The organism is Streptomyces sp. NRRL F-5135 (genome assembly GCF_000719775.1).
Lineage (GTDB): Bacteria > Actinomycetota > Actinomycetes > Streptomycetales > Streptomycetaceae > Streptomyces > Streptomyces hebeiensis.
Map to the genome: position 1 here is coordinate 169217 of NZ_JOHR01000008.1, position 20906 is coordinate 190122.

Genomic DNA, 20906 nt, shown 5'->3' on the forward strand with positions numbered 1-20906 from the left:
GGAAGCCGTTGTGACCGGCCGGAGCATGGAAGTATCCGGGCGAGTGTCCGCGCGCCGGGGGTATCTCCCGCGCTGGGGAACGGCGGCGAGACCGGTCAGTCCGCGACATCGACGACGACCCGGTTCGTCTCCACGCCGGCCGCCGTCACCACCTGTACCTCGACGGGGCCGGGCTCCACGTCCACCGGGACGGGCACGGTCAGCGCCGTGTCCGACGGGTTGGCGAACCCGCCGGGCACCGGCACGAGCGGAACGTGGACGTGTACGGGCCCGATCCTGACGACCATCCGGGCCAGCCGGTCCGGCGTGCCCGCGCCCGGGGGGACGAATCCGGCGCCCCGGATCTCGATGTCGTCCCCGGTACGGATCGGCGCGTCCAGGTCGCCCGCTTCCCGGGCCCGTACCACCGACAGGACGACGGGCCGCCCGCCTTCCGCGTACTTGCCCGCGAAATAGGTGGCGGCGGAGACGACGACCAGCAGGACGAGCGCCCAGGGCAGGTCGGGCAGCTGGTCGGGCCGCCGGGCCAGCCGGACGGCGGAGAACACCACGGCGACGGCGTTCACCAGCGTGTACTGCACATCGGTGAAACTGCCGCGCCCGCTGTCGTCGCAGAGCAGGTCGGCGGGGCGCGGGCGTTCGGCCCGCACCTTCTGCAGCCGCTGGGCCAGCACCCGTACGGTCACCACCCGGCGTACGACGACGGCGATGGCGCAGACCACGGCCAGTACGGTCACCAGGCCGACGCCCCGGGCGAGTTCGAGTCCGGCGATCAGTTCGTCCCGCCTGCCCGGTCCCGAGGCGCCCGCGAGCTGGAGGGCGAGCACGAGCACGGCGAAGACGACGAGCAGCACCCAGCCGGACGCGACGGTCCGCGAGGTCGACAGCCGGTTGTCCTCGCCGATGAGCGGTGCCAGCAGGCCGCCGCGCGCCCGGTGCAGCCGGGCGGCCGCGGTCAGCAGCCCGGCGACGACGAGGGCGGCGAGCAGTCCGGCCGTGCGCGCGGCGGTCCAGCCGGCGCCGATCGCGGTGCCGGCCTGGCCGAGCGCGATCACGGCGACAGCGCCCCACACCGCCAGCAGCGTATGGCGCGGAACGGTGTGCAGCCAGGCCTCGCCCGCCTCCCGCCCGCGCTCCGCCACCGCGCGGGCGGACTCGGTCAGCGCGTCGGACACCCACTGGCGAGAGGCACCCGCCGAGTGCGCGAGCGCGGTGGGAAGTCCCCGCCCCGCCGCCAGTTCGTCCCGTTTCACCAGGAACGCGGCGACGGCCCGCCGATGCCCCTCCCGCGCCCCGAGCGGACAGTCCCCGCACGTACAGCTCCCGCCGTGCGCACGCCGCTCCGCGTCTTGCACCGCCACCCCGAACGCCGCCTTCCCCACCCCGAGACTCCGAGCCACGGCGACCTTGGCGAACTGCCGTGAACGTCCGTGCCGTAACTGGGAATTGTGCCGTACGAGGGCGGTGACGCGCGCCGTCGGAAGGCGAGGAAGAGTGAGAACCCGGTGACGGGGTTGACACGCCGGACCGGCAATCTTCAGGGACCCCTCGGCCTCAGCCGTCCGGCGACGGTCGGCGTCGGTTCACCGCGGTGAGGTCGATGTCGATCGGGAACGGCTCCTTCAGCTCCAGCCGCTCGCGGTGGATGCCGGTCGGCACGTACACGTGAGTGGCCGGGTCGAGTTCGTAGCTGTAGACGACGGGGAGGCCGTGTTCCTCCTCCACGCGCCAGAAGAAGCGCACACCGGCGGCGGCATACTTCCGCGGCTTGACGTCACGGTCACGTTCCACAGAGTCGTCGGAGACGACCTCGACGGCGAGAACGATGTCCTCGGGGCGGAACCACGTCTGGTCCGGGTCCGAATCCGCGTCCTCATCGCCCTCCCCCCGAAAGACCACGAGGTCCGGCTCCGGGCGGTTTTTTCGGTCGATCCTGATCGTCATCTCGCGATCCACGTCCAGGCCGTCCGGCATCTGCTAGAGCAGGCTGTTCTCCAGCAGCCACAAGGCGCGCGTGTGGAACCTTCGCTGCGGACTCACGAAAACAAGGCTCCCGTCGATCAGCTCGGTGTGCGGCGGGAGGCCCGGAATCCGGTCGAGATCGTCCGCGGTCCAGCCCCCGGCGGGCGGGATCGGCCACTGGTACCGCGGTTCCAGCCCATGCTCAGGTGCGGCGCTCATGATTGCTCCCATGCGACGGAGTCTCGCGTCTATCGGCAGCGTACCCACGTCAAACGCCGACGCCGCCGCCCAAACGAATGGGCGACGGCGTCGGTGTTGGCCTGCTGCCCGTGTCACGCGTCACGGGCCGGGGCCCGGCGGCACGGGCCGGGGCCGGGAGGAGTGGTCACTCCCACTCGATCGTCCCCGGGGGCTTGCTCGTCACGTCGAGGACCACGCGGTTGACCTCCGCGACCTCGTTGGTGATGCGGGTGGAGATCTTCGCCAGCACCTCGTACGGCATGCGCGTCCAGTCCGCCGTCATCGCGTCCTCCGACGAGACCGGCCGGAGCACGATCGGGTGGCCGTACGTGCGGCCGTCGCCCTGGACGCCGACGGAACGGACGTCCGCGAGGAGGACCACCGGGCACTGCCAGATGTCGCGGTCCAGGCCGGCGGCCGTCAGCTCCTCGCGGGCGATGGCGTCCGCCTCGCGCAGCAGGTCGAGGCGCTCGCGCGTGACCTCGCCGACGATGCGGATACCGAGACCGGGGCCGGGGAACGGCTGGCGCTCGACGATCTCGTCCGGCAGGCCCAGTTGCCGGCCGACCGCCCGGACCTCGTCCTTGAACAGCTTGCGCAGCGGCTCGACCAGCTCGAACTCGATGTCCTCGGGGAGGCCGCCGACGTTGTGGTGGGACTTGATGTTCGCCGTGCCCGTACCACCGCCGGACTCCACGACGTCCGGGTAGAGGGTGCCCTGGACGAGGAACGCGACGTCCTCGCCCTCCGCGCCCGCCTCGGCCACGATCTCGGCCTGCGCCTGTTCGAAGACCCGGATGAACTCCCGGCCGATGATCTTCCGCTTCTGCTCGGGGTCGGACACCCCGGCCAGCGCCGTCAGGAAGCGCTCCTGGGCGTCGACCACCTTGAGCTGGACGCCCGTCGCGGCCACGAAGTCCTTCTCGACCTGCTCGGTCTCGCCCTTGCGCATCAGCCCGTGGTCGACGTACACGCAGGTCAGCTGGGACCCGACGGCCTTCTGCACCAGCGCGGCCGCCACGGCCGAGTCCACACCGCCGGACAGGCCGCAGATGGCACGCTTGGTGCCGACCTGCGCGCGGATGGCCTCGATCTGCTCGTCCACCACGTTCGCGGTGGTCCAGTTCGGCTCGATGCCGGCGCCCCGGTAGAGGAAGTGCTCCAGGACCTGCTGGCCGAAGGTGGAGTGCATCACCTCGGGGTGGTGCTGGACCCCGTACAGCTTCTTCTCGTCGTTCTCGAACGCCGCGACCGGGACCAGGTCCGTGGACGCCGTGACGGTGAACCCCTCGGGGGCGGCGGAACACGCGTCGCCGTGCGACATCCAGACCGGCTGCTCGGCCGGGGTGCCCTCGAAGAGCGTGGAGTCGGGGCGGGAGACCCGCAGCTCGGTACGGCCGTACTCACGCGCACCCGTGTTGTCGACGGTCCCGCCGAGCGTGGTCGCCATCAGCTGGAAGCCGTAGCACATCCCGAAGACGGGGACCCCGGCCTCGAAGAGCGAACGGTCCACGGCCGGCGCGTGCTCCGCGTACACGGAGGACGGGCCGCCGGAGAGGATGATCGCCCTGGGCTTCCTGGCCAGCATCTCCGCCACGGGCATCGTGGACGGCACGATCTCGCTGTACACCCGGGCCTCGCGGACGCGGCGGGCGATGAGCTGGGCGTACTGCGCGCCGAAGTCGACGACGAGGACGACGTCGGGCGTGGCGGGGGCGGCGGGGGGCGCTGCTGGCACGTGGCGGCCTTCCGGCGATGGAGAGTGACTCGGGGTTCTCCTCGATTCTAACGGGGGGCGCCGACACCCACGGGGACACCGAGCGACGGAGCACCCACGCCACCGCCAGGACCACCGGCCGTCTCACCATGCGGCACGCTCCGCCGTCTCCGGGAAGCACGGTCCATACTGGGCGCATGCGTCAGCAGCACAGCTTCGTCTTTACCTATGGCACCGGCCCGTCCGGCTGCCATGGTCGTGCTGCTTGATCTGACAAGCGACCTCCCAGGCGCCCCGGGCCGAACAGGCCCGGGGCGTCTGTCGCGTCCGGGGCCGTCCGGTCAGCGGGGCACCGCTCCCGAAAGGTTTCAGCCCATGGCAGTCGACACCGGCACCGTGACCACCTCCCACACCGTGACCACCTCCGACCGCGTGACCACGCCCGCCACCGAGCGGACCGGCGCCCGTACGGACGAGGCCGCCGCGCTCATCGGCGGCGCCCGCGAGCGCATCGACGCGCTCGACGACCGGATCCTCGGCCTCGTACAGGAACGGATGGCGGTCTCGGCGGTGATCCAGGACGCCCGGATCGCCTCCGGGGGCCGCCGGGTCAATCTCTCGCGCGAGATGGAGATCCTCGGCCGCTACAGGGACGCCCTCGGCAAACCCGGTACGGCGCTGGCGATGACGCTGCTGGAGCTGTGCCGGGGCCGCGTCTGAGGCCGCTCCCGGGCGGCCGGCACCGGGACCGTCCCGGTGCCGGCCGGTTCCATCGGCGGCACCGCAGGGGGACCTGCGGCGCATGTGACACAGGACACTTAAAGATTCTGTGAAAACGAGGACAACCATTCACACGGGTCACAGGTCTTGCTTGCGAAATCCAACGGCCTCACCTGTGTCCCCCAGCCGGGGAAGGCCCCACGACTCAACGCACCGCGCCCAGCGGTGCGCCGGACATCGCAGAGGTCTTCATGAAGCTCCGCCGCTCCCTGGCCGCCGCCGCCGCGACCGCCGTCATAGCGCCCACCGCCTTCCTCGCGGCCCCTGCCGCCTTCGCGGCCGACGGGGCCCAGGACACCACGGTGAACGAGCCGCAGCCGCCTGCCGCACCTGACGAGCAGACACCCGAGAGCCCCGACCAGGACCCGTCCGAGCCCGGGACGGCCCCCGAGGGCCAGGACCCCTCCGCGACCGCCTCCGAGCCTGCCGCGGAGACCCCGGAGAACCCGGAGACTCCGGAGAACCCCGAGCCGTCGGCGCCCGGGTCCGAGACCACCCCGGAGACTCCCGCCCCCTCCCCGTCCGCCGCCGAGCCGACCGACCCGGGCGCCTCCCCGAGCGCTTCCCCCGGTGACGGCCCCGAGGGCTGCCTGGACGGCGAAGAGGTGAAGGAGGACACGAACCTCAAGACCACGTTCTCCGGTCTCCCGGAGCGCGTCGTCGCGGGCAGCGGCTTCCACGCCTTCACACTCGACGTCGCGAACAAGGGGAACACCGACTACCGGCGCGTGGACCTCGGCGTCTTCGCCGCGCAGGTCGACGGTGACACCTTCGAGGACCGCACCGACCACCTGACGCTCCAGTACAAGGACCCCGAGTCCGGTACGTGGAAGGACATCTCCGTCGACGCCGAGGACGACGAGCAGGGCTACCTCGGCTACACGGACGTCAAGGCGAAGACGACGTACTCCGTCGACCTGCGCATGAGCGTGGACAAGTCCGCCCCCGACGGAATCGGTTACGCGTTCGGCATCGGGCTCTACGCCGACGACGAGGGTGACTGCGTCGTCGGGGACTACGAGGTCTACCTGTTCGACGTCCTCGCCGCCGGAAAGGACGCGGGCGACCCCAACGAGGCCACCCCGCAGGGCGGCAAGAAGCCGCTGCCGGCCAAGCCCGCGGGCAACACGGAGATCAAGCCGACGGGCACCCTCGCCGAGACCGGTTCCTCGTCCGTGCTCCCGGTCGTCGGGATGGCCGGCGGAATCGCGATCGTGGCCGGTGCCGGCGTGATGTTCGCGGTGAAGCGGCGCCGGAGCGGCGCCGCCGCGTAACGAAGAACGCCGTACGAGCCGTTCGGGTCGTACCGGCCGCACGGCCGCACGCACGCGGCACGCACACGGGCGGCGTGCGAACGGCCCGCATACGTAAGAGGCGCTGCACTCGGAGGGGGGTGCAGCGCCTCTTGCATGCCCGCCCGCTCCCGCCTCCGGCGACCGCCCCCGCCTACCGCTACCGCCCGGAGTCGCCGGGCATCTTCGGCATGCCGAGGAACGGCAGCCGCAGCGCGCCGAACGCCTCCTCCGGTACCGCCGGTGAGACCGGTCGCACCGGCTCCAGCGCGACGTAGGGCGTGCCCTGCGCGGGCCGCGGGTCCGGCTCCCCCTTGTTGGGCCAGAACGCCATCGCGCGCTCCGCCTGCGCGGTGATGGTCAGGGACGGGTTCACGCCGAGGTTCGCGGAGACCGCCGAGCCGTCGACCACCGAGATGCCGGGGTGGCCGTACAGCCGGTGGTACGGGTCGATCACGCCTTCCGCCGCCGACGCGCCGATCGGGCAGCCGCCCAGGAAGTGAGCGGTCAGCGGCGTCCCCATCAGTTCGCCCACATTGCTGCCCGGGAAGCCGTTGATCTCCTCCGCGAGCAGTGTCGCCGCCCGCGTCGCCTCCGGTATCTGCTTCGGGTTGGGAGCGCCATGTCCCTGGCGGGCGGTCAGCAGTCCCTTCCCCAGGCCCCTCGGTTTGCGGTACGTCGTCAGGGAGTTGTCCAGCGACTGCATGACCAGGCCGATGATCGTACGTTCAGACCAGCGGCGGTTGGAGAACGACCGCAGCAACAACGCCGGGTGCCGGGCTGCGTGTCCCAGCCAGGCCCGTATCCGCCGCTCCGCGTACGGCACTTGCAGGATGGACAGCGTCCCCATCGCGTTGGAACCCTTGCCGTACCGTACGGGCTCGATGTGCGTGGACTCGTTCGGGTGAATCGAGGACGTGATGGCGACGCCACGCGTGAAGTCGCACGTACGGGCGCCATGGCGTGCGCGGTAGCGCCGGTCGTCGGTCTGCGCGCCCACCAGCGCCTCGGAATTGGTACGGGTCAGCTCCCCCAGCCGGGCCGAGAGACGTGGCAGCAGGCCACGGTCCCTCATCGTGTGCAGCAGCGTCTGCGTGCCGTAGGTGCCCGCGGCGATCACGACCCGACGGGCGCGCAGCACGGTGTGACGCGCGCTCCCCCGCCGCCTGCCCGCGCCCGTGTCCGTGTCCGTGTCCGCGCCGGTGTCCGTGTCCGCAGCCGCACTCTTGCGTCCCGTGACGCGGCGCGCGTCGGTCGGCACGGTGAAGACCCGGTAGCCGTCCGCGCCGTCCTCCGTCACCGCGACCACCGACGTCATCGGACGGATGACCGCCCCGGCCCGCTCGGCCAGGTGGAGGTAGTTCTCGGTGAGGCTGTTCTTCGCGCCCTGCCGGCAGCCCGTCATGCACGCGCCGCACTCGGTGCACGCGGTACGGGACGGTCCCGCGCCGCCGAAGTACGGATCGTCCACGGCTGTCCCGGGCTCGGCCGCGGCGCCCTTGCCGTCGGCGTCCTCGCCGTCGCCGAAGAAGACCCCGACCGGTGCCCGGTGGAAGCTCTCCCCGGCACCCATCGCCTCGGCGGTCGCCTTGAGATGGACGTCGGAGGCGGTCATGGTCGGGTTGGTCCGTACGCCGAGCATGCGCCGCGCCTGGTCGTAGTACGGGGCGAGTTCCCGCTTCCAGTCGGTGACGGCCGCCCACTGCGGGTCCTCGAAGAAGGCGGCGGGCGGTACGTACAGCGTGTTGGCGTAGTTGAGCGAGCCGCCCCCGACCCCGGCGCCCGCGAGCACCATGACATGGCCGAGCAGGTGCACCCGCTGGATGCCGTAGAGCCCGAGGGCGGGCGCCCAGAGGTAGTTCCTGAGATCCCAGGAACTCTTGGGGAGGGTGTCGCGGGTGAAGCGGCGGCCCGCCTCCAGGACGCCGACGCGGTAACCCTTCTCGGTCAGACGAAGCGCGGCGACCGAGCCGCCGAACCCGGAGCCGACCACGATGACGTCATAGTCGTACTCCCGGTCGGCGTACGCCCGGTCCTCGTGCGCGCTGTCCTCCCGCACGCTGTCCTCCCGCACGCTGTCCTCGTGCGCGCTGTCCTCATGCGCGCGGTCGCCGTGCCCCCGGTCGTCGTCCCCGGCGTGGCCGCCGGCCTGTGCGGGACTGTCCTGTGTCACTGGCTCTCCTCGTCGAGAGGGCGGGAGGGGCCGCCGGAGTGCGCGCTGCCGCGCACCACCGCGCGCTACCGCAGCCGCAGTGCCTTCATCACCCGCAGGCCCCGGCTCATGAACGCGGCGTACGCCTCGTCGTCCATCCCGAACGCCGGCCCCATGGGCAGGAGCCGCTGCTGCGCGACAGTCTGGGCCTCGGTGAACCTGAGGATGCCCTCGGAGCCGTGCCGCCGGCCCAGACCGGAGTCCTTCATGCCGCCCATGGGCGAGCGCACGCTGGCGTACGCCGACGCGTACGCCTCATTGATGTTGACCGTGCCCGCCCGCAGCCGGGACGCGACCTCGTGGCCGCGCCGGGCGTCCCTCGTCCACACGCTGGCGTTGAGTCCGTACGGCGTCGCGTTGGCGAGCCGGATCGCCTCGTCCTCGTCGCCGAAGCGGTAGAGGGAGACGACCGGACCGAAGGTCTCCTCCGCGCACAGCGCCATGGGCGCCTCGACGCCTTCGAGGACGGTCGGCTCGTAGACGTACGGCCCGATGTCGGGGCGGGCGACACCGCCGGCGAGGACCGTGGCGCCCTTGGCCACGGCCTCCTCGACATGGCCGGTCACCGCCTTCAACTGGCGCTCGCCGACCAGGGACCCCATGTCCGCGCCGAACGCGAGCGAGGTGCCGAGCCGCATCGCCTTCACGCGGGCCACGAACCGCTCCGCGAAGACGTCGGCGACCGACTCGTGGACGTACAGCCGCTCGACCGAGACGCATAACTGCCCGGCGGAGGTGAAGCAGGCACGGACCGCGCCCGCCGCCGCCTTCTCCACGTCCGCGTCCGCGAGCACCAGCAGGGGGTTCTTGCCGCCGAGTTCGAGGGTGGTGCCGACGAGCCGGGCGGCGGCCTTGGCCGCGACCTCACGGCCGGTACGGGTCGAGCCGGTGAACGAGACGTAGTCCGCGTGCCGCACCACCTCGGGCCCGACGACCGGGCCCTCGCCCAGCACGACCTGGAACACCGCCTCGGGGAGCCCGGCCTCGATCAGCAGCTCGCGCGCCCACAGCGCGGACAGCGCGGTCTCCGTGTCGGGCTTCATCACGACGGCGTTGCCGGAGACGAACGCGGGCAGGGCGTCGCCGACGGACAGTTCGAGCGGGTAGTTCCAGGGAACGATCTGACCGACGACCCCGCGCGGCTGGCGCAGTTCGGTGACCTTCGTCAGCACGGGGACGGCGCCGATGTGCCGCTTCGGGCGCAGGTACGAGGACGCGGCCCGGCCGTAGTGCCGGGCGACGACGGCCACGCCCTGGACCTCCTCGTGGGCGTGCAGCCTGGCCTTGCCCGTCTCCAGCTGGACGAGGTCCAGGACCTCGGCCTGGCGTTCCAGGAGGAGGTCGTGGAAGCGGAGCAGGACGGCCGCGCGCTCGCGCACGGGCGTGGCGGCCCAGACGGGCTGGGCGGAACGGGCCCGGTCGAACGCGGTCGCCACGTCCTCGGGGGTGGACTCGGGCAGGTCCGCCAGCTTCCGGGCGGTGAACGGCGTATGACTCGCGGTACGGCCCGAGCCGACGACGTCGCGCGTGAGCCGGGCGACCACGTCCGGCGTGACGACATCGGCCGCCGTGCGCGCACCGGCGGGGACGGCCGCGACGGGGTTGGTGCCGAGCGGGCCCGGCAGCCCGGCGCCGGTGTCAGGTGCGGTGGGATCCTGCGAGTCGGTCATGCGCCCGAGGGTATGTCGCTCCCCGGACGTTTGACTACCAGGCGGTAACACATTCGGCCCGGCCCGCTCGGACCGACCGGAAGCGACCGGAACCGACGTGCCAAAACCGGTCAGCGGTCAGCGGTCCTTCGGCAATGACACGGTCGACAGCTGACGCCCCGTCACTATTCTGGGGCACATGGTTGAGCATCGCGCTGTCGACGTGAACGGTGTACGGCTGCACATCGCGGAGGAGGGCGAAGGGCCACTCGTGGTGCTGCTGCACGGCTTCCCCGAGTGCTGGTACTCGTGGCGGCACCAGTTCGGCCCGCTCGCCGCCCGCGGCTTCCATGTCGTCGCCCCCGACCAGCGCGGCTACGGCCGCAGCGAACGCCCCGAGGCGGTCGACGCGTACACGATCCTGCACCTCGTCGGCGATGTCGTCGGCCTGATCCACGCGCTGGGCGAGGAACGGGCCTTCGTCGTGGGCCACGACTGGGGCGCGCCCGTCGCCTGGCACACGGCGCTGCTGCGGCCCGATGTCGTCCGTGGGGTCGCCGGGCTGAGCGTCCCGCCGCCGTTCCGGGGCGGTTCCCGGCCGCTGGAGGCGATGAACAAGCTGTTCGACGGGCAGTTCTACTGGAACTACTTCGAGAAGCCCGGGGTCGCCGAGGCCGAGTTCGAACGGGACGTGCGCACGTCCCTGCGGCGGTTCCTCTACGCGGCCTCCGGCGACAACCCCGCCAACGTCACCCCTCCCCAGCCGCTCGTCCCGCGTGGCGGCGGTTTCCTGGAGCGGATGCCCGAACCGGAGACGCTGCCGTCCTGGCTGACCGAGGCCGATGTGGACGTCTTCGCCGAGGAGTACGCAGCGAACGGCTTCACCGGGGGCCTGAACTGGTACCGCAACCTCGACCGGAACTGGGAGCTGACGGCCCCCTGGGCCGGTGCGAGGGTCCAGCCGCCCGCCCTCTACATCGCCGGTGACCGGGACCTGGTGACCACGTTCCCCGGCACCCCGGAACTCGTCGAGAACCTGCCCCGGCTGCTGCCCGACATCCGGGAGCCTCTCATCCTCCCCGGCTGCGGCCACTGGACACAGCAGGAGCGGCCGGACGAGGTCAACGCGGCACTGCTCGGCTTCCTGGACGAACTGCTCTGATCCAGCCGGGTCCCGGTCCGTTCCGGCCGCCGTGCCGCCGTGCCACCGTGCTGCCGTGCTGCCGTGCTGCCGTGCTGCCGTGCTGCCGTGCTGCCGTGCTGCCGTGCTGCCGTGCTGCCGAGGAGCGGATACAGAGCGTGACAGTCAGCGGGCGGCGTCGCTCGGCGGCGGCTGCCAGCTGCGCAGGACCGCGTCGAACTGCTTGCGCGTCTCGGTCCAGTCCTCCGCGGGACCGGCCATGTAGATGGCGTACTCCGTGGTGCTGTCCTCGGAGTAGTAGACCTGGTCGATCGCGCGCCGCTCGATCGGCGCCGCCGTCGCGTTCCAGGTGAACTCCCAGCGGGCGGACAGCTTCATGTCGCGGAATTCGTTCGGCGCGAGCTCCAGCCGTTCGTACTGCGGAAGCCGCTTCAGGACGCCCTGCTCCATGCTTTGCAGGTGCTGGTACGGCGTCTCGAAGTCGGGCGGGCCGATGCTGATCCGTATGAGATGCAGACCGTTGTCGGGGGAGTAGTCGATCTGCTCGCTGTCGGTGAGGCGCTCCCAGCCCTCGGGGACGCTCATGCTGAAGCCCTCCGGGGCCTCGACGCGCTGCCAGCCCTCGGCGACCGTGTCCCCCTGGGAGCCGCCGGTGTCGCCATGGTCCGTTCCGCCGGAGGTCGTGTCGTCGGCGGTCGTATCGTCACCGGACGTACCACCGTTCCCCGTTCCGCCTCCGGTGTCGGTCACGTTCTCCTCGGAACCGCCACCGCCGTTCGAGTACTGCAGGGCGGCGTATCCGGCACCGCTCCCGAGAAGAGCCGCGACGACGACGGCCACGAGCGTCCTGCGCCTGCGGTCGCGCCGACGGTCCCGCTCCGGCTCCCGGGCTCCGTGCGGGCCCTGGGCCCGGGGCTCGCCCGGCCCCTGCCCCTGGCCCGGCTGGTGGTACCCCGCCGGAAGAGGTGCGGACGGCATCGGTCCGGGTGGCACGGTCCCGGCCCCGACCCCGGCTCCTGCGCCGGTATCGGAGGCGGCGACGGCACCGCCACCGGCGCCGAGGCCGGTCCCGGCAGCCGCTCCGGCCCCGGCTCCGGCTTCGATGCCCGATGCCGACTGGCTCCCGGCGGACTCCGAGGCCGCGGGCTGTGGCCGGTCCTGCGCGGGAGGCAGCTCCTGCGCGGGAGACGGGGCTTGCGCGTCGGCGGGGGCTTGCGCGTCGGCGGGCGACGACAGCCGGTCGCTGTCCGGCAGCACCCGGGTCCGCGCGTGCGTCGTCGCCTCGGCGCTCTCCGCCCGCCCCTCCAGCACCCCGCGGAGCATCCGCTCGGCCTCGTCCGCCTCCGGCCGGTCCTGCGGCTCCTTGGCGAGCAGCGCGTCGATCACGGACGTGAGCGGCCCCGCACGCTCGGGGCGGTGCACCTCCTCCGCCACCACGGCCTGCATGGTGCTCAGCGGTGAGGTGCGGCGGAACGGCGAGTTCCCCTGCACCGCCGTGTACAGCGTCACCCCCAGCGACCAGAGGTCGGACGCCGGCCCGGGGTCGGAGCCTCGTACCCGTTCAGGTGCCAGGTAATCGATGGAACCGATGAGTTCACCGGTCCTGGTGAGGGTCGAGTCCCCTTCTATCGCCGCGATGCCGAAGTCGGTGAGCAGCACCCTGCTGCCCCGTTCGAGCAGCACGTTGCCGGGCTTCACATCGCGGTGCAGCACCCCCGCGGCGTGCGCGGCACGCAGTGCGTCGAGGGTCTCCAGGCCGATCCTGGCCACCTCGTGGACCGCGAGCGGCCCCGACGCCTTGATGGTGTCGGCCAGGGACGGGCCCTCGACGTACTGCATGACGATCCACGGCCGGTCGTCGTGGTCGAGGACGTCATGGACGGTCACGACGCCCGGGTGGGTGATCCGGGCCGCGGCCCGCGCCTCCGTGCGGGTCCGCCGGTGCAGGACGGCGCGGTCGGCCTCGGAGACATAGTTCCCCGCGGTCAGCTCCTTGATGGCCACCACGCGGTGCAGCACCTCGTCGTGGGCGCGCCACACCTTGCCCATGCCGCCGCTGCCGATGGCCTCACCCAGCCGGTAGCGGCCGGCGAGCACCGGCCCCGTGCTCGTACCCATGTCCGTGCCCCGTACCTCGATCGTGCTCCATGTCCTGCCCGGTTCCTCGGGGTCACAGGTTACGGAGCGAAGGCCCATGGGGGGAACTTCGGGTGTCCCAGGTAACCGCACTGTGATCCCAGAGCGCGACAAAGTCGCCCGTAGAGGACGTACGGCGGGACAGGGTACGCCTCCTGACGGCGCGGGAGATCCCGACTCGGTCACCCTCCGTGAAGAGGACCTTACCTCTCAGCCCGTCATGCGGTAGGCGTTCACGGCCTGTTGGTACATCTCGTCGACCTTGTCCCGCTCTCCCTCCGGGCCGATGACCTGGATGACGTGGTACCGGCCACCGATGACCATCGCGAGGTTCCGTACGTAGACGGGGCGGCCGCTGCTGTCCTGCCAGGTGTACCGGCCCTCGGCCATGGCCTGCCGGCCCACGTCGACCCGGCGTTCCCCGCTGACCTCCGCCCAGGAGGAGTCGCGGTACGGCTGGATCTCGCGCTCCTTGTCACGCTGGTAGGCCAGCGGGTCCGCGCCGTTGTCCGCGACGGAGTCCCGGCCCGGTACGACGATCAGCGTGAAGTCGCCGCCCTCGTAGCGGACTTGCCCGCTGTCGTTGATGGGCCGACGCTGCCAGTCCTCGTCGACCGCGATCTGGAACCCTTCCCTGTCCTTGCGGAGGACGTAGCCGTCGGCGACGTTGACGGCGGGGTCGGAGGTCTGCGGCGCGGAGGCGTTGGGCTGCTCGGCGCCGCCCGAACCCGCGTCCGCCGAGCCGGGGTCCGTCGTTTCCGACGGCCGGCCGGAATTCCGACCGCCCGGCGCCGCGCCCCCGGCGGACACGCCCGGACTCGCCTCGCCGACGCTGCTGCCGGGGCCACCCGTGTCGTTCTTGGGCATGAAGAGAACGGCGTAGGCGATGGCGGCGGCGAGCAGCAGCAGTATCAGCAGCAGGAGGGTGCGGCCCAGCGCGCGCGGGCCGCGGCCCTGCCCCGACCGCCCGGAGGCGCCCAGCCGTTCCGCGCGGGCGTACGCCTCCTCGGCCCCGGGCGGGTACCGGCCGTCGTCCCCGTACGGGAGCGTCGCCTCCTGCTGGAACCGCGCCTGCCGAGTCCGCTCGTCGGACATGTCCGCACCGGACATGCCGATCGCGCCGGCCCCGCTGTCCCTGCCCGCGCGCTCCGCCCGCTCCTTGCCCCTGCGGTGACGGTGGCGCCCGTGACCGAGGTCGCGGTCGCGCCCCCGCCACCAGCGCTTGCGCACCAACTCGCCACGGCGCCGCACGATCGGCAGCCGCGTCTCGTCCGCGGGCAGCGGTACGACGTCCAGTCCGGCCTCCGGTTCGGGCGCGGACCTTATGAGCGACCGCAGCCAGCCGCGCAGTTCCTCGAAGTCCGGGCGTTCGGTGGGGTCCTGTCGCAGCAGCGACTCCACGACCGGGCGCAGCGGACCGCACTCCTCGGCGAATGCGGGTGGTTCGGCGCAGACGAGCTGGACGAGCTCGGCCGCGTTCTCCTCCGGGTACGGGGCGTGGCCCTGCACCGCGCGGTACAGCAGCGCGCCGAGCGCCCACAGGTCGGTGGCGGGCCCGATGGGCGGGGCCAGCTGCCAGTTCTCGTGCACGGGCCCGGCCTGCTCGGGCGCCCAGCGCTCGGTGACCGCGCCGACGACGGCGATCCGCGCCTGCCGGGCGCGCTCGGCGGCCAGCGGCGTGGCGGGGCCCCGGTAGGCGGGCAGCGAACCGCTCGCCACGATGTCGTCCCAGCGTCCGGCTCCCGCGCCCGGTTCCGGTACGGCGGGCAGGGCCGCCGCGTACCGCTGCGCGCCGCCGCCCGTGCCGGCGCTCATGCCGGTCCCGCTGGCGGCGCCCGTTCGGCCGCTTCCGCCGCCGCCCGCCGCCGGCAGCGACCCGGAGGAGTCGTTCCATGACGTCGGGCCGTCGTGCCAACTGCCCGAGAGCCGGGGCCGGTAGGGGGTGGGCGGGTCGTCGTCCTCGTCGGCGTCGGCCTCGCCGAAGGGCCGGGGCCGGTCCCACCAGTCCGGCTCGCCGCCGCTCGAGGGGCCGCGGTCCTCCTGGGTGCCCCACGAGTCGTACACGGGCCCCGGCGCGGGGTCGTACGCGGATTCCGGCGACGGGCGGTCCGGCCGACCGTGCGCCGGGACGTGCCGCGCGGAGGCGTCCGTTCCCTCACCGCGTCGGGTGACGTCGGCGCCGGAGCCCACGCCCTGGCCACCCGTTCCCGTCGTGTCCGTCGCTCCCGCCACACCCGTCGCGTCCGTGTCCCGGTCCGCCGACGGAGGCAGCGCTTCCGCGCCCGGCCCCTGGTCCTCGTGCGCGCGTGCCGCCGCGCGTGCGCCCGCGCGGTAGGCGGCGATGGCCCCGGCACGGGCGGCCCGGATGTCACCCGCGGCACTCCCGCCCGGCAGCGCGCTCCGGCCGCCGTACGGGGCCGGGATCCCGGACGTGTCGCGTGGCGGACGCGGCATCGCGCCGGACGTACCGGAGGAGGCGCCGTCGTCGTACGGGGCGTCCGCCGCCCGTGCCGTCTCCAGCGCGGCTCGGCCCGGACCGCCCGGCACGCCCGTGGTCACCCCCGGGTCGTACGGCAGCCCCGGCGCCTCATGGCCGTGGCCCGCCAGCCCCTGGGGCGGTACGACGTGGTCCGCCGGCCCGGGACGGTCCCGCGGTCCGCCCGGGGCCCCGTAACCCTGCTCGTGGTCCTGCTCGCCGCCCTGCTCGAGCGCGTGCGCGCCGGGCCGCTCCGCCCCGTACGGATCGGCCCCGTACGGTTCCGAGTCGTAGGACTCCGGTCCGTGGCGCCCCGGCTCGTAGGACTCCGACTCGTGGTGCCCCTGCCGGCCGGGCCCCGCCTGGTCGGGCCGCTCCGGTACGGGCACCGGCGCGTAGCCGCACAGCGCCTCCTCGGCGGCACCGGCCGCGAGGCCGGTGAGCACGACGCGCCCGTCGTCGCAGACGAGCACCGTGCGCACGGTGATGTTCCGGTGGGTCCAGCCGTGCCCGTGCAGCACGCGGACGGCGGCGAGCACGTCCGAGGCGATCTCCGCCGCGCGGAACGGGTTCAGCGGCCTCTCGGCGAGCAGCGCGGCCAGCGGTCTGGCGGCGACGAGTTCGCTCACTATCCACAGCGAGCCCGCCTCGGCGAACACGTCGAAGACCTGGTCCAGCCGTGGGTGGTCCGGGATCTGGGCCGCGCTCTGGGCCGCCTCGATCGCCCGCCGTACCGCCGGATCCGTCGCCTTGCGCACCGAGCGTCCGGAGACCCGGCGCGGCACGGCGTCACCGTCGGCGTCGACGACCTCCGCGTCCACGACCTCCGGCAGGGGCACCTGCCTGACGAGGACTTCCTGCCCGCTGTAGGTGTCGAACGCCCTCGTCTCGGCAAGCTCGTACTCGTCGGAGGGCGGCAACGGCAGGCGGTAGCGGTCGGCCAGCACCCGGCCCGCGTAGTCGTCCACGACGCCTCCCCACCAACACGCTGTCTCCCGGTCACGGAGACTCGCGAAACCGCCAATTCCGGTCGTCTACCGGCTCATTGTGGATGCGTACGGTTCGCGAGTTCTCACGATACGTGGCCGCGGGCGAACATGTCGCAGGGTCGCGGTAACCGACCCGGGAACATACGCCTTCGCCGAACCACATCCATCCCCGCAACGAGCCCCATTCATCCGCCCGTTCAGCCCTTCGGTGCGAACGTGGCGAATGCCGTCTCGCGCAGGGTCTCACACTTCTCCGAGTCCCATGCCTCCGCGCGACAACTGATCATGATCGAGTAGCCGCGCTTGTCGTCGATCTTGAAACCCCTGTTCAGGACCCGTATCCGCTTGCCGCTCTGATCACGCTCGAACGCCCAGTCCGCGACGGTCGGATAGCCCTTGTAGTCGACCTTCTTGATGTCGATCAGCCGGTAATTGCTGCTGCTCCCCCTGACCGCGGGCTCGGCCGCCCGCCAGGCGGCCGCGGCGTCGTCGGTCGGGCTGCCGCCGAAGTCCACCTGCACGCGCGGGAATCCGCCGTTCTCACTGAAAATGCCGCCAGAGTTCTGTCCGGCTATACCGGTCCGGTGAAAACCCTTCGGCATGGCCATCGAGAAGCGGAATTGATCATCCGTGACGGTGGCGTAGTCCGCCGGCAGTTTCCCGTCGCCCTTCTCGCCGCCCCGGCCGTCCCCGCCGTCGTCGCCCGCACCGTCCGAGGCGTCCGGACCCTCCGACGCCTTCTCGTCGGAGCCGGAGTCCTTGCCCGAGTCCGGCTCCGACCGTCCGCTCGTGCCGCCCTCGTCCGCGCTCTTGGGCGAGTCCGTGTCGCGTCCGCCGTTCTCCACATCCTCGTTGCCGGTGGAGGTGCCCGCCGATACGGCCGAGCCGTCCCGGCCCGCCTTCGATCCGTTCGCGTCCTCGGAGGAGTCGCCGCTGAACGCGACGATCAGGACCGTGGAGATCAACGCCAGCGCGGCGACGACCGCGATGATCACCAGTGTGCGCCGGGGCACGACGTCGGTGAGCGACGCGCGTGGCGGCACCGGCCGCGGCGGAGCCACGGGCTCCGTCCGCCGCGCGCCCACCGCGCCGGACCCGGCCGCCGCCGCGTTCTTCGCGGAGCGCAGCGCGCCGCGCAGCCGGTCGGCACCCCCGGCGGCCGCGGCCGCCACGGGCCGCGCAGCCGGCGTGGCCGGATCGGCGGCGGGCAGCGGCGGCAGCGGAACGACCCGGGTGGCCTCCGGCTCGGGTTCCGGCTCCCGCGCCGGCTCCTCCGGCGCGTTGAGGACCCCTTCGAGCAGCACCCGCGCACCCGCCTCGTCCAGCCGCTGGGCCGGATCCTTGGCGAGGAGCCCGTAGATGACCTCCGTCAGCGGCCCCGCGTTCTTGGGCGGGTCCAGCGGCTCGGTCATCACGGCCGTGAGGGTCGCTATGGCCGAACCCTTGTCGTACGGGGGACAGCCCTCCACCGACGCGTACAGCAGGCCGCCGAGCGACCAGAGGTCGGCGGCGGGCCCCGGCTTGTGCCCCCGGGCGCGCTCGGGCGAGATGTAGGAGGGGGCGCCGACGAGCATTCCGGTGGAGGTGACCGACGGGTCGCCCTCGACCTGGGCGATCCCGAAGTCCGTGAGGACGACCCGCCCGTCCTCGGCGATGAGCACGTTCGACGGCTTCACGTCCCGGTGCAGAATGCCCTCGCGGTGCGCCGAACGCAGGACGTCCAGGACGGCGAGGCCCACCTCGGCCGCCCGTCTCGGTGACAGGAGGCCGTCCTCCCGGATCGCTTCGGCCAGCGACTTGCCCTCGACCAGCTCCATGACGATCCAGGGCCGGTCGTCCTCGTCCACGACGTCGAAGACGGTGACGGCGCCGTTGTTGCGGATCCGGGCGATCGCCTTGGCCTCGCGCAGCGTGCGCGTGATGAGCCGTCGCTTCTCGTCCTCGTCGATGCTGGAGGGGAACCGCAGCTCCTTCACCGCGACCGTACGGCCGAGTGTCTCGTCGAGGGCTCGCCAGACGGTGCCCATGCCGCCGCGCCCGAGGACCGCGCCGAGCCGGTACCGCCCCGCGAGCAGCCGCCCCTCGGGGCTGGTGTCGGCGCTCTTGTCCGCGTCCTTACGGGGCTCCTTCGCCGTGTCCCGCAACTGCTTCGACTCCGACATGCGTCCCCTCTGCGATACCCGATCCTGGCGCGACCGCCGCCCACCCGCGCGGTGCGTAACGCCCCCTGGCAGAGCCTTCATTGTCCCTCACTCCGGGACCGTCACCGTTCGCGGGGCCCGCGTCCGGCGGGGGAAGGACGGTGAAAAAGACCTCACCGGGCCCCTCCTCCGCCCCCGTCCGGCCACCTTGCCGCCCAGAACTCTGTTCGAAATGGATGCGGTCGCGCCACGAATCGGCGTTCTCCCCATAGGCCGGAAGAGTGACAACGTGTCTTGTAGAGCCGTTCACCCCCGATTTGGCCTGTCCGCCATGGCTGCCCGCGTCACGGGCCGGCGGCCCTGGAGGGCCGCACGGCCCGGCGGCCGCTCAGATCGGCACGATGTCAGGCGCGCCGAGTCGCGCCGCGTCCGCGGTCCGGTCGTCCGGCTGCCGCTGCGACTCCCGTTCCGCCTCGACCCGTTTCTCGTAGTGCTCGACCTCGCGGTCCACCTGGTCCGCGCCCCAGCCGAGCACCGGCGCCATCAGCTCCGCGCACTCCCGCGCGCTGCGCGCGCCCCGGTCGAAGGTCTCTATGGAGATCCGGGTCCGGCGCGTGAGCACGTCGTCGAGATGGCGCGCGCCCTCGTGCGAGGCCGCGTAGACGATCTCGGCCCGCAGATAGTCGTCGGCGGCGGCCAGCGGCTCGCCCAGGCCCGGGTCGGCGGTGATCAGGTCCAGCAGCTCCCCCACCACCGTCCCGTAGCGGTTCAGCAGGTGTTCCACGCGTGCCACATGCAGTCCGGTGCGCGCGGCCAGGCCGGCCCGCCCGTTCCAGAGCGCGGCGAAGCCCTCGGCGCCGAGCAGCGGCACCTCCTCCGTGACGCAGTCCGCCACCCGCCGGTCGAGGCCGTGCACCGCCTCGTCCACGGCGTCCTTGGCCATCACCCGGTACGTCGTGTACTTGCCGCCGGCGACGACCACCATGCCGGGCACGGGGTGCGCGACCGTGTGCTCGCGGGAGAGCTTGCTGGTCGCGTCCGACTCCCCGGCCAGCAGGGGGCGCAGCCCCGCGTACACGCCCTGGACGTCGTCCCGGGTCAGCGGGACCGACAGCACCGCGTTCACATGTTCCAGCAGGTAGTCGATGTCCGCGCTGGAGGCCGCGGGGTGGGCCTTGTCCAGGTCCCAGTCCGTGTCGGTGGTGCCCACGATCCAGTGACGGCCCCAGGGGATGACGAACAGCACCGACTTCTCGGTCCGCAGGATCAGGCCCGTCGTGGAGTGGATCCGGTCCTTGGGCACGACCAGGTGGATGCCCTTGGACGCGCGGACGTGGAACTGTCCGCGCTCGGCGATCAGCGACTGGGTGTCGTCCGTCCACACCCCGGTCGCGTTGACGATCTGCTTGGCCCGGATCTCGTACTCCCCGCCGGCCTCGACGTCCTGGACCCGCGCCCCGACCACCCGCTCGCCCTCCCGCAGGAACCCGGTCACCCGAGCCCGGGAGGCCACGTGCGCGCCGTACGTCGCGGCCGTACGGACCAGGGTGGTGACGAAGCGCGCGTCGTCCATCTGCGCGTCGTAGTACTGCAACGCGCCGACCAGCGCGTCCTTCTTCAGGCAGGGGGCCACCCGCAGCGCGTGCCGCCGCGAGAGGTGGCGGTGGACCGGCAGGCCCCTGCCGTGCCCGGACGAGACGGACATCGTGTCGTACAGCGCGACGCCCGTGCCCGCGTAGAGCCGCTCCCAGCCCCGGTGCCGCAGCGGATACAGGAAAGGCACCGGCTTCACCAGGTGAGGGGCCAGCTTCTCCAGGAGCAGCCCCCTCTCCTTGAGAGCTTCCCGTACGAGGGCGAAGTCGAGCATCTCCAGATAGCGCAGGCCGCCGTGGATCAGCTTGCTCGACCGGCTCGACGTGCCGGACGCCCAGTCCCGCGCCTCGACCAGTCCGGTCGTCAGTCCTCGGGTCACGGCGTCGAGAGCGGTCCCGGCACCCACCACGCCCGCGCCCACGACCAGCACGTCCAGTTCACGCTCGGCCATCGCCTCGAGCGCCTGGCCGCGCTCCACGGGCCCCAGTGTCGCTGTCCTCACCGCTGCCTCCCGTCGTCCCCCATGTGGTCGGGCTCACAGCTTCGATTCTGTCCGCACCACGCGACTTCAGCCACCG

Annotated in this window: 11 protein-coding genes and 1 pseudogene; 3 read left to right on the plus strand and 9 right to left on the minus strand. The window is 72.6% G+C overall.

The annotated features are described in order from the left end of the window. Positions 1-95: 95 nt before the first annotated feature. The 3 genes and pseudogenes from IG02_RS0115745 to guaA form a co-directional block, all read right to left on the minus strand. Positions 96-1361 carry a hypothetical protein gene (locus IG02_RS0115745; RefSeq protein ID WP_030747335.1) on the minus strand — a complete coding sequence of 422 codons (1266 nt, stop codon included), beginning with the start codon at positions 1359-1361 and terminating at the stop codon, positions 96-98. 193 nt (positions 1362-1554) lie between these two features. Beyond that, positions 1555-2181: pseudogene (locus IG02_RS36425) on the minus strand (Uma2 family endonuclease). 166 nt (positions 2182-2347) lie between these two features. Then, complete coding sequence (guaA, locus tag IG02_RS0115755; protein ID WP_030747337.1) at positions 2348-3940, minus strand: glutamine-hydrolyzing GMP synthase; 1593 nt, start codon at positions 3938-3940, stop codon at positions 2348-2350. 354 nt (positions 3941-4294) lie between these two features. Here guaA and IG02_RS0115760 point away from each other — a divergent pair, with 354 nt between their 5' ends. Both IG02_RS0115760 and IG02_RS43465 read left to right on the plus strand, forming a co-directional pair. Next, positions 4295-4639: a chorismate mutase gene (locus tag IG02_RS0115760; RefSeq protein ID WP_051765096.1), complete on the plus strand. Its 345-nt coding sequence runs from the start codon at positions 4295-4297 to the stop codon at positions 4637-4639. A gap of 251 nt (positions 4640-4890) precedes the next feature. Beyond that, positions 4891-5973, plus strand: coding sequence for a hypothetical protein (locus IG02_RS43465; protein ID WP_267958509.1), 1083 nt, complete (start codon positions 4891-4893; stop codon positions 5971-5973). 178 nt (positions 5974-6151) lie between these two features. On the opposite strand, the gene IG02_RS0115770 is transcribed toward IG02_RS43465, so the two are convergent. Both IG02_RS0115770 and IG02_RS0115775 read right to left on the minus strand, forming a co-directional pair. Then, on the minus strand, positions 6152-8065 hold the full coding sequence (locus IG02_RS0115770; protein WP_037803125.1) for a GMC family oxidoreductase: 1914 nt from the start codon (positions 8063-8065) through the stop codon (positions 6152-6154). A gap of 164 nt (positions 8066-8229) precedes the next feature. Continuing rightward, on the minus strand, positions 8230-9873 hold the full coding sequence (locus IG02_RS0115775; protein WP_030747349.1) for a succinic semialdehyde dehydrogenase: 1644 nt from the start codon (positions 9871-9873) through the stop codon (positions 8230-8232). A gap of 178 nt (positions 9874-10051) precedes the next feature. Between IG02_RS0115775 and IG02_RS0115780 the strand changes: the two genes are divergently transcribed. Next, on the plus strand, positions 10052-11014 hold the full coding sequence (locus tag IG02_RS0115780) for an alpha/beta fold hydrolase (RefSeq protein WP_030747352.1): 963 nt from the start codon (positions 10052-10054) through the stop codon (positions 11012-11014). Positions 11015-11158: 144 nt separating this feature from the next. Here the strand turns inward: IG02_RS0115780 and IG02_RS0115785 are convergent, their stop codons facing one another. From IG02_RS0115785 to IG02_RS0115800, 4 genes are all read right to left on the minus strand, one after another. Continuing rightward, positions 11159-13111: a serine/threonine-protein kinase gene (locus IG02_RS0115785; protein WP_030747355.1), complete on the minus strand. Its 1953-nt coding sequence runs from the start codon at positions 13109-13111 to the stop codon at positions 11159-11161. A gap of 228 nt (positions 13112-13339) precedes the next feature. Further along, the gene (locus IG02_RS0115790) at positions 13340-16573 is read right to left on the minus strand and encodes a protein kinase (RefSeq protein WP_030747359.1); all 3234 of its coding nucleotides are present in this window, start codon (positions 16571-16573) and stop codon (positions 13340-13342) included. A gap of 218 nt (positions 16574-16791) precedes the next feature. Continuing rightward, positions 16792-18756, minus strand: a complete 1965-nt coding sequence (locus tag IG02_RS0115795; protein ID WP_030747363.1) for a serine/threonine-protein kinase — start codon at positions 18754-18756, stop codon at positions 16792-16794. A 367-nt stretch (positions 18757-19123) separates the two neighbouring features. Continuing rightward, positions 19124-20830, minus strand: a complete 1707-nt coding sequence (locus IG02_RS0115800) for a glycerol-3-phosphate dehydrogenase/oxidase (RefSeq protein ID WP_030747366.1) — start codon at positions 20828-20830, stop codon at positions 19124-19126. Positions 20831-20906 lie beyond the last annotated feature (76 nt).

What these genes read in the sequence shown, in the direction of transcription:
- IG02_RS0115780 (WP_030747352.1), top strand. Translation starts at nt 10,052, where the DNA reads ATGGTTGAGCATCGCGCTGTCGACGTGAACGGTGTACGGCTGCACATC.
- IG02_RS0115795 (WP_030747363.1), bottom strand. Translation starts at nt 18,756, where the DNA reads ATGTCGGAGTCGAAGCAGTTGCGGGACACGGCGAAGGAGCCCCGTAAG.
- IG02_RS43465 (WP_267958509.1), top strand. Translation starts at nt 4,891, where the DNA reads ATGAAGCTCCGCCGCTCCCTGGCCGCCGCCGCCGCGACCGCCGTCATA.
- IG02_RS0115760 (WP_051765096.1), top strand. Translation starts at nt 4,295, where the DNA reads ATGGCAGTCGACACCGGCACCGTGACCACCTCCCACACCGTGACCACC.
- IG02_RS0115775 (WP_030747349.1), bottom strand. Translation starts at nt 9,873, where the DNA reads ATGACCGACTCGCAGGATCCCACCGCACCTGACACCGGCGCCGGGCTG.
- IG02_RS0115785 (WP_030747355.1), bottom strand. Translation starts at nt 13,111, where the DNA reads ATGGGTACGAGCACGGGGCCGGTGCTCGCCGGCCGCTACCGGCTGGGT.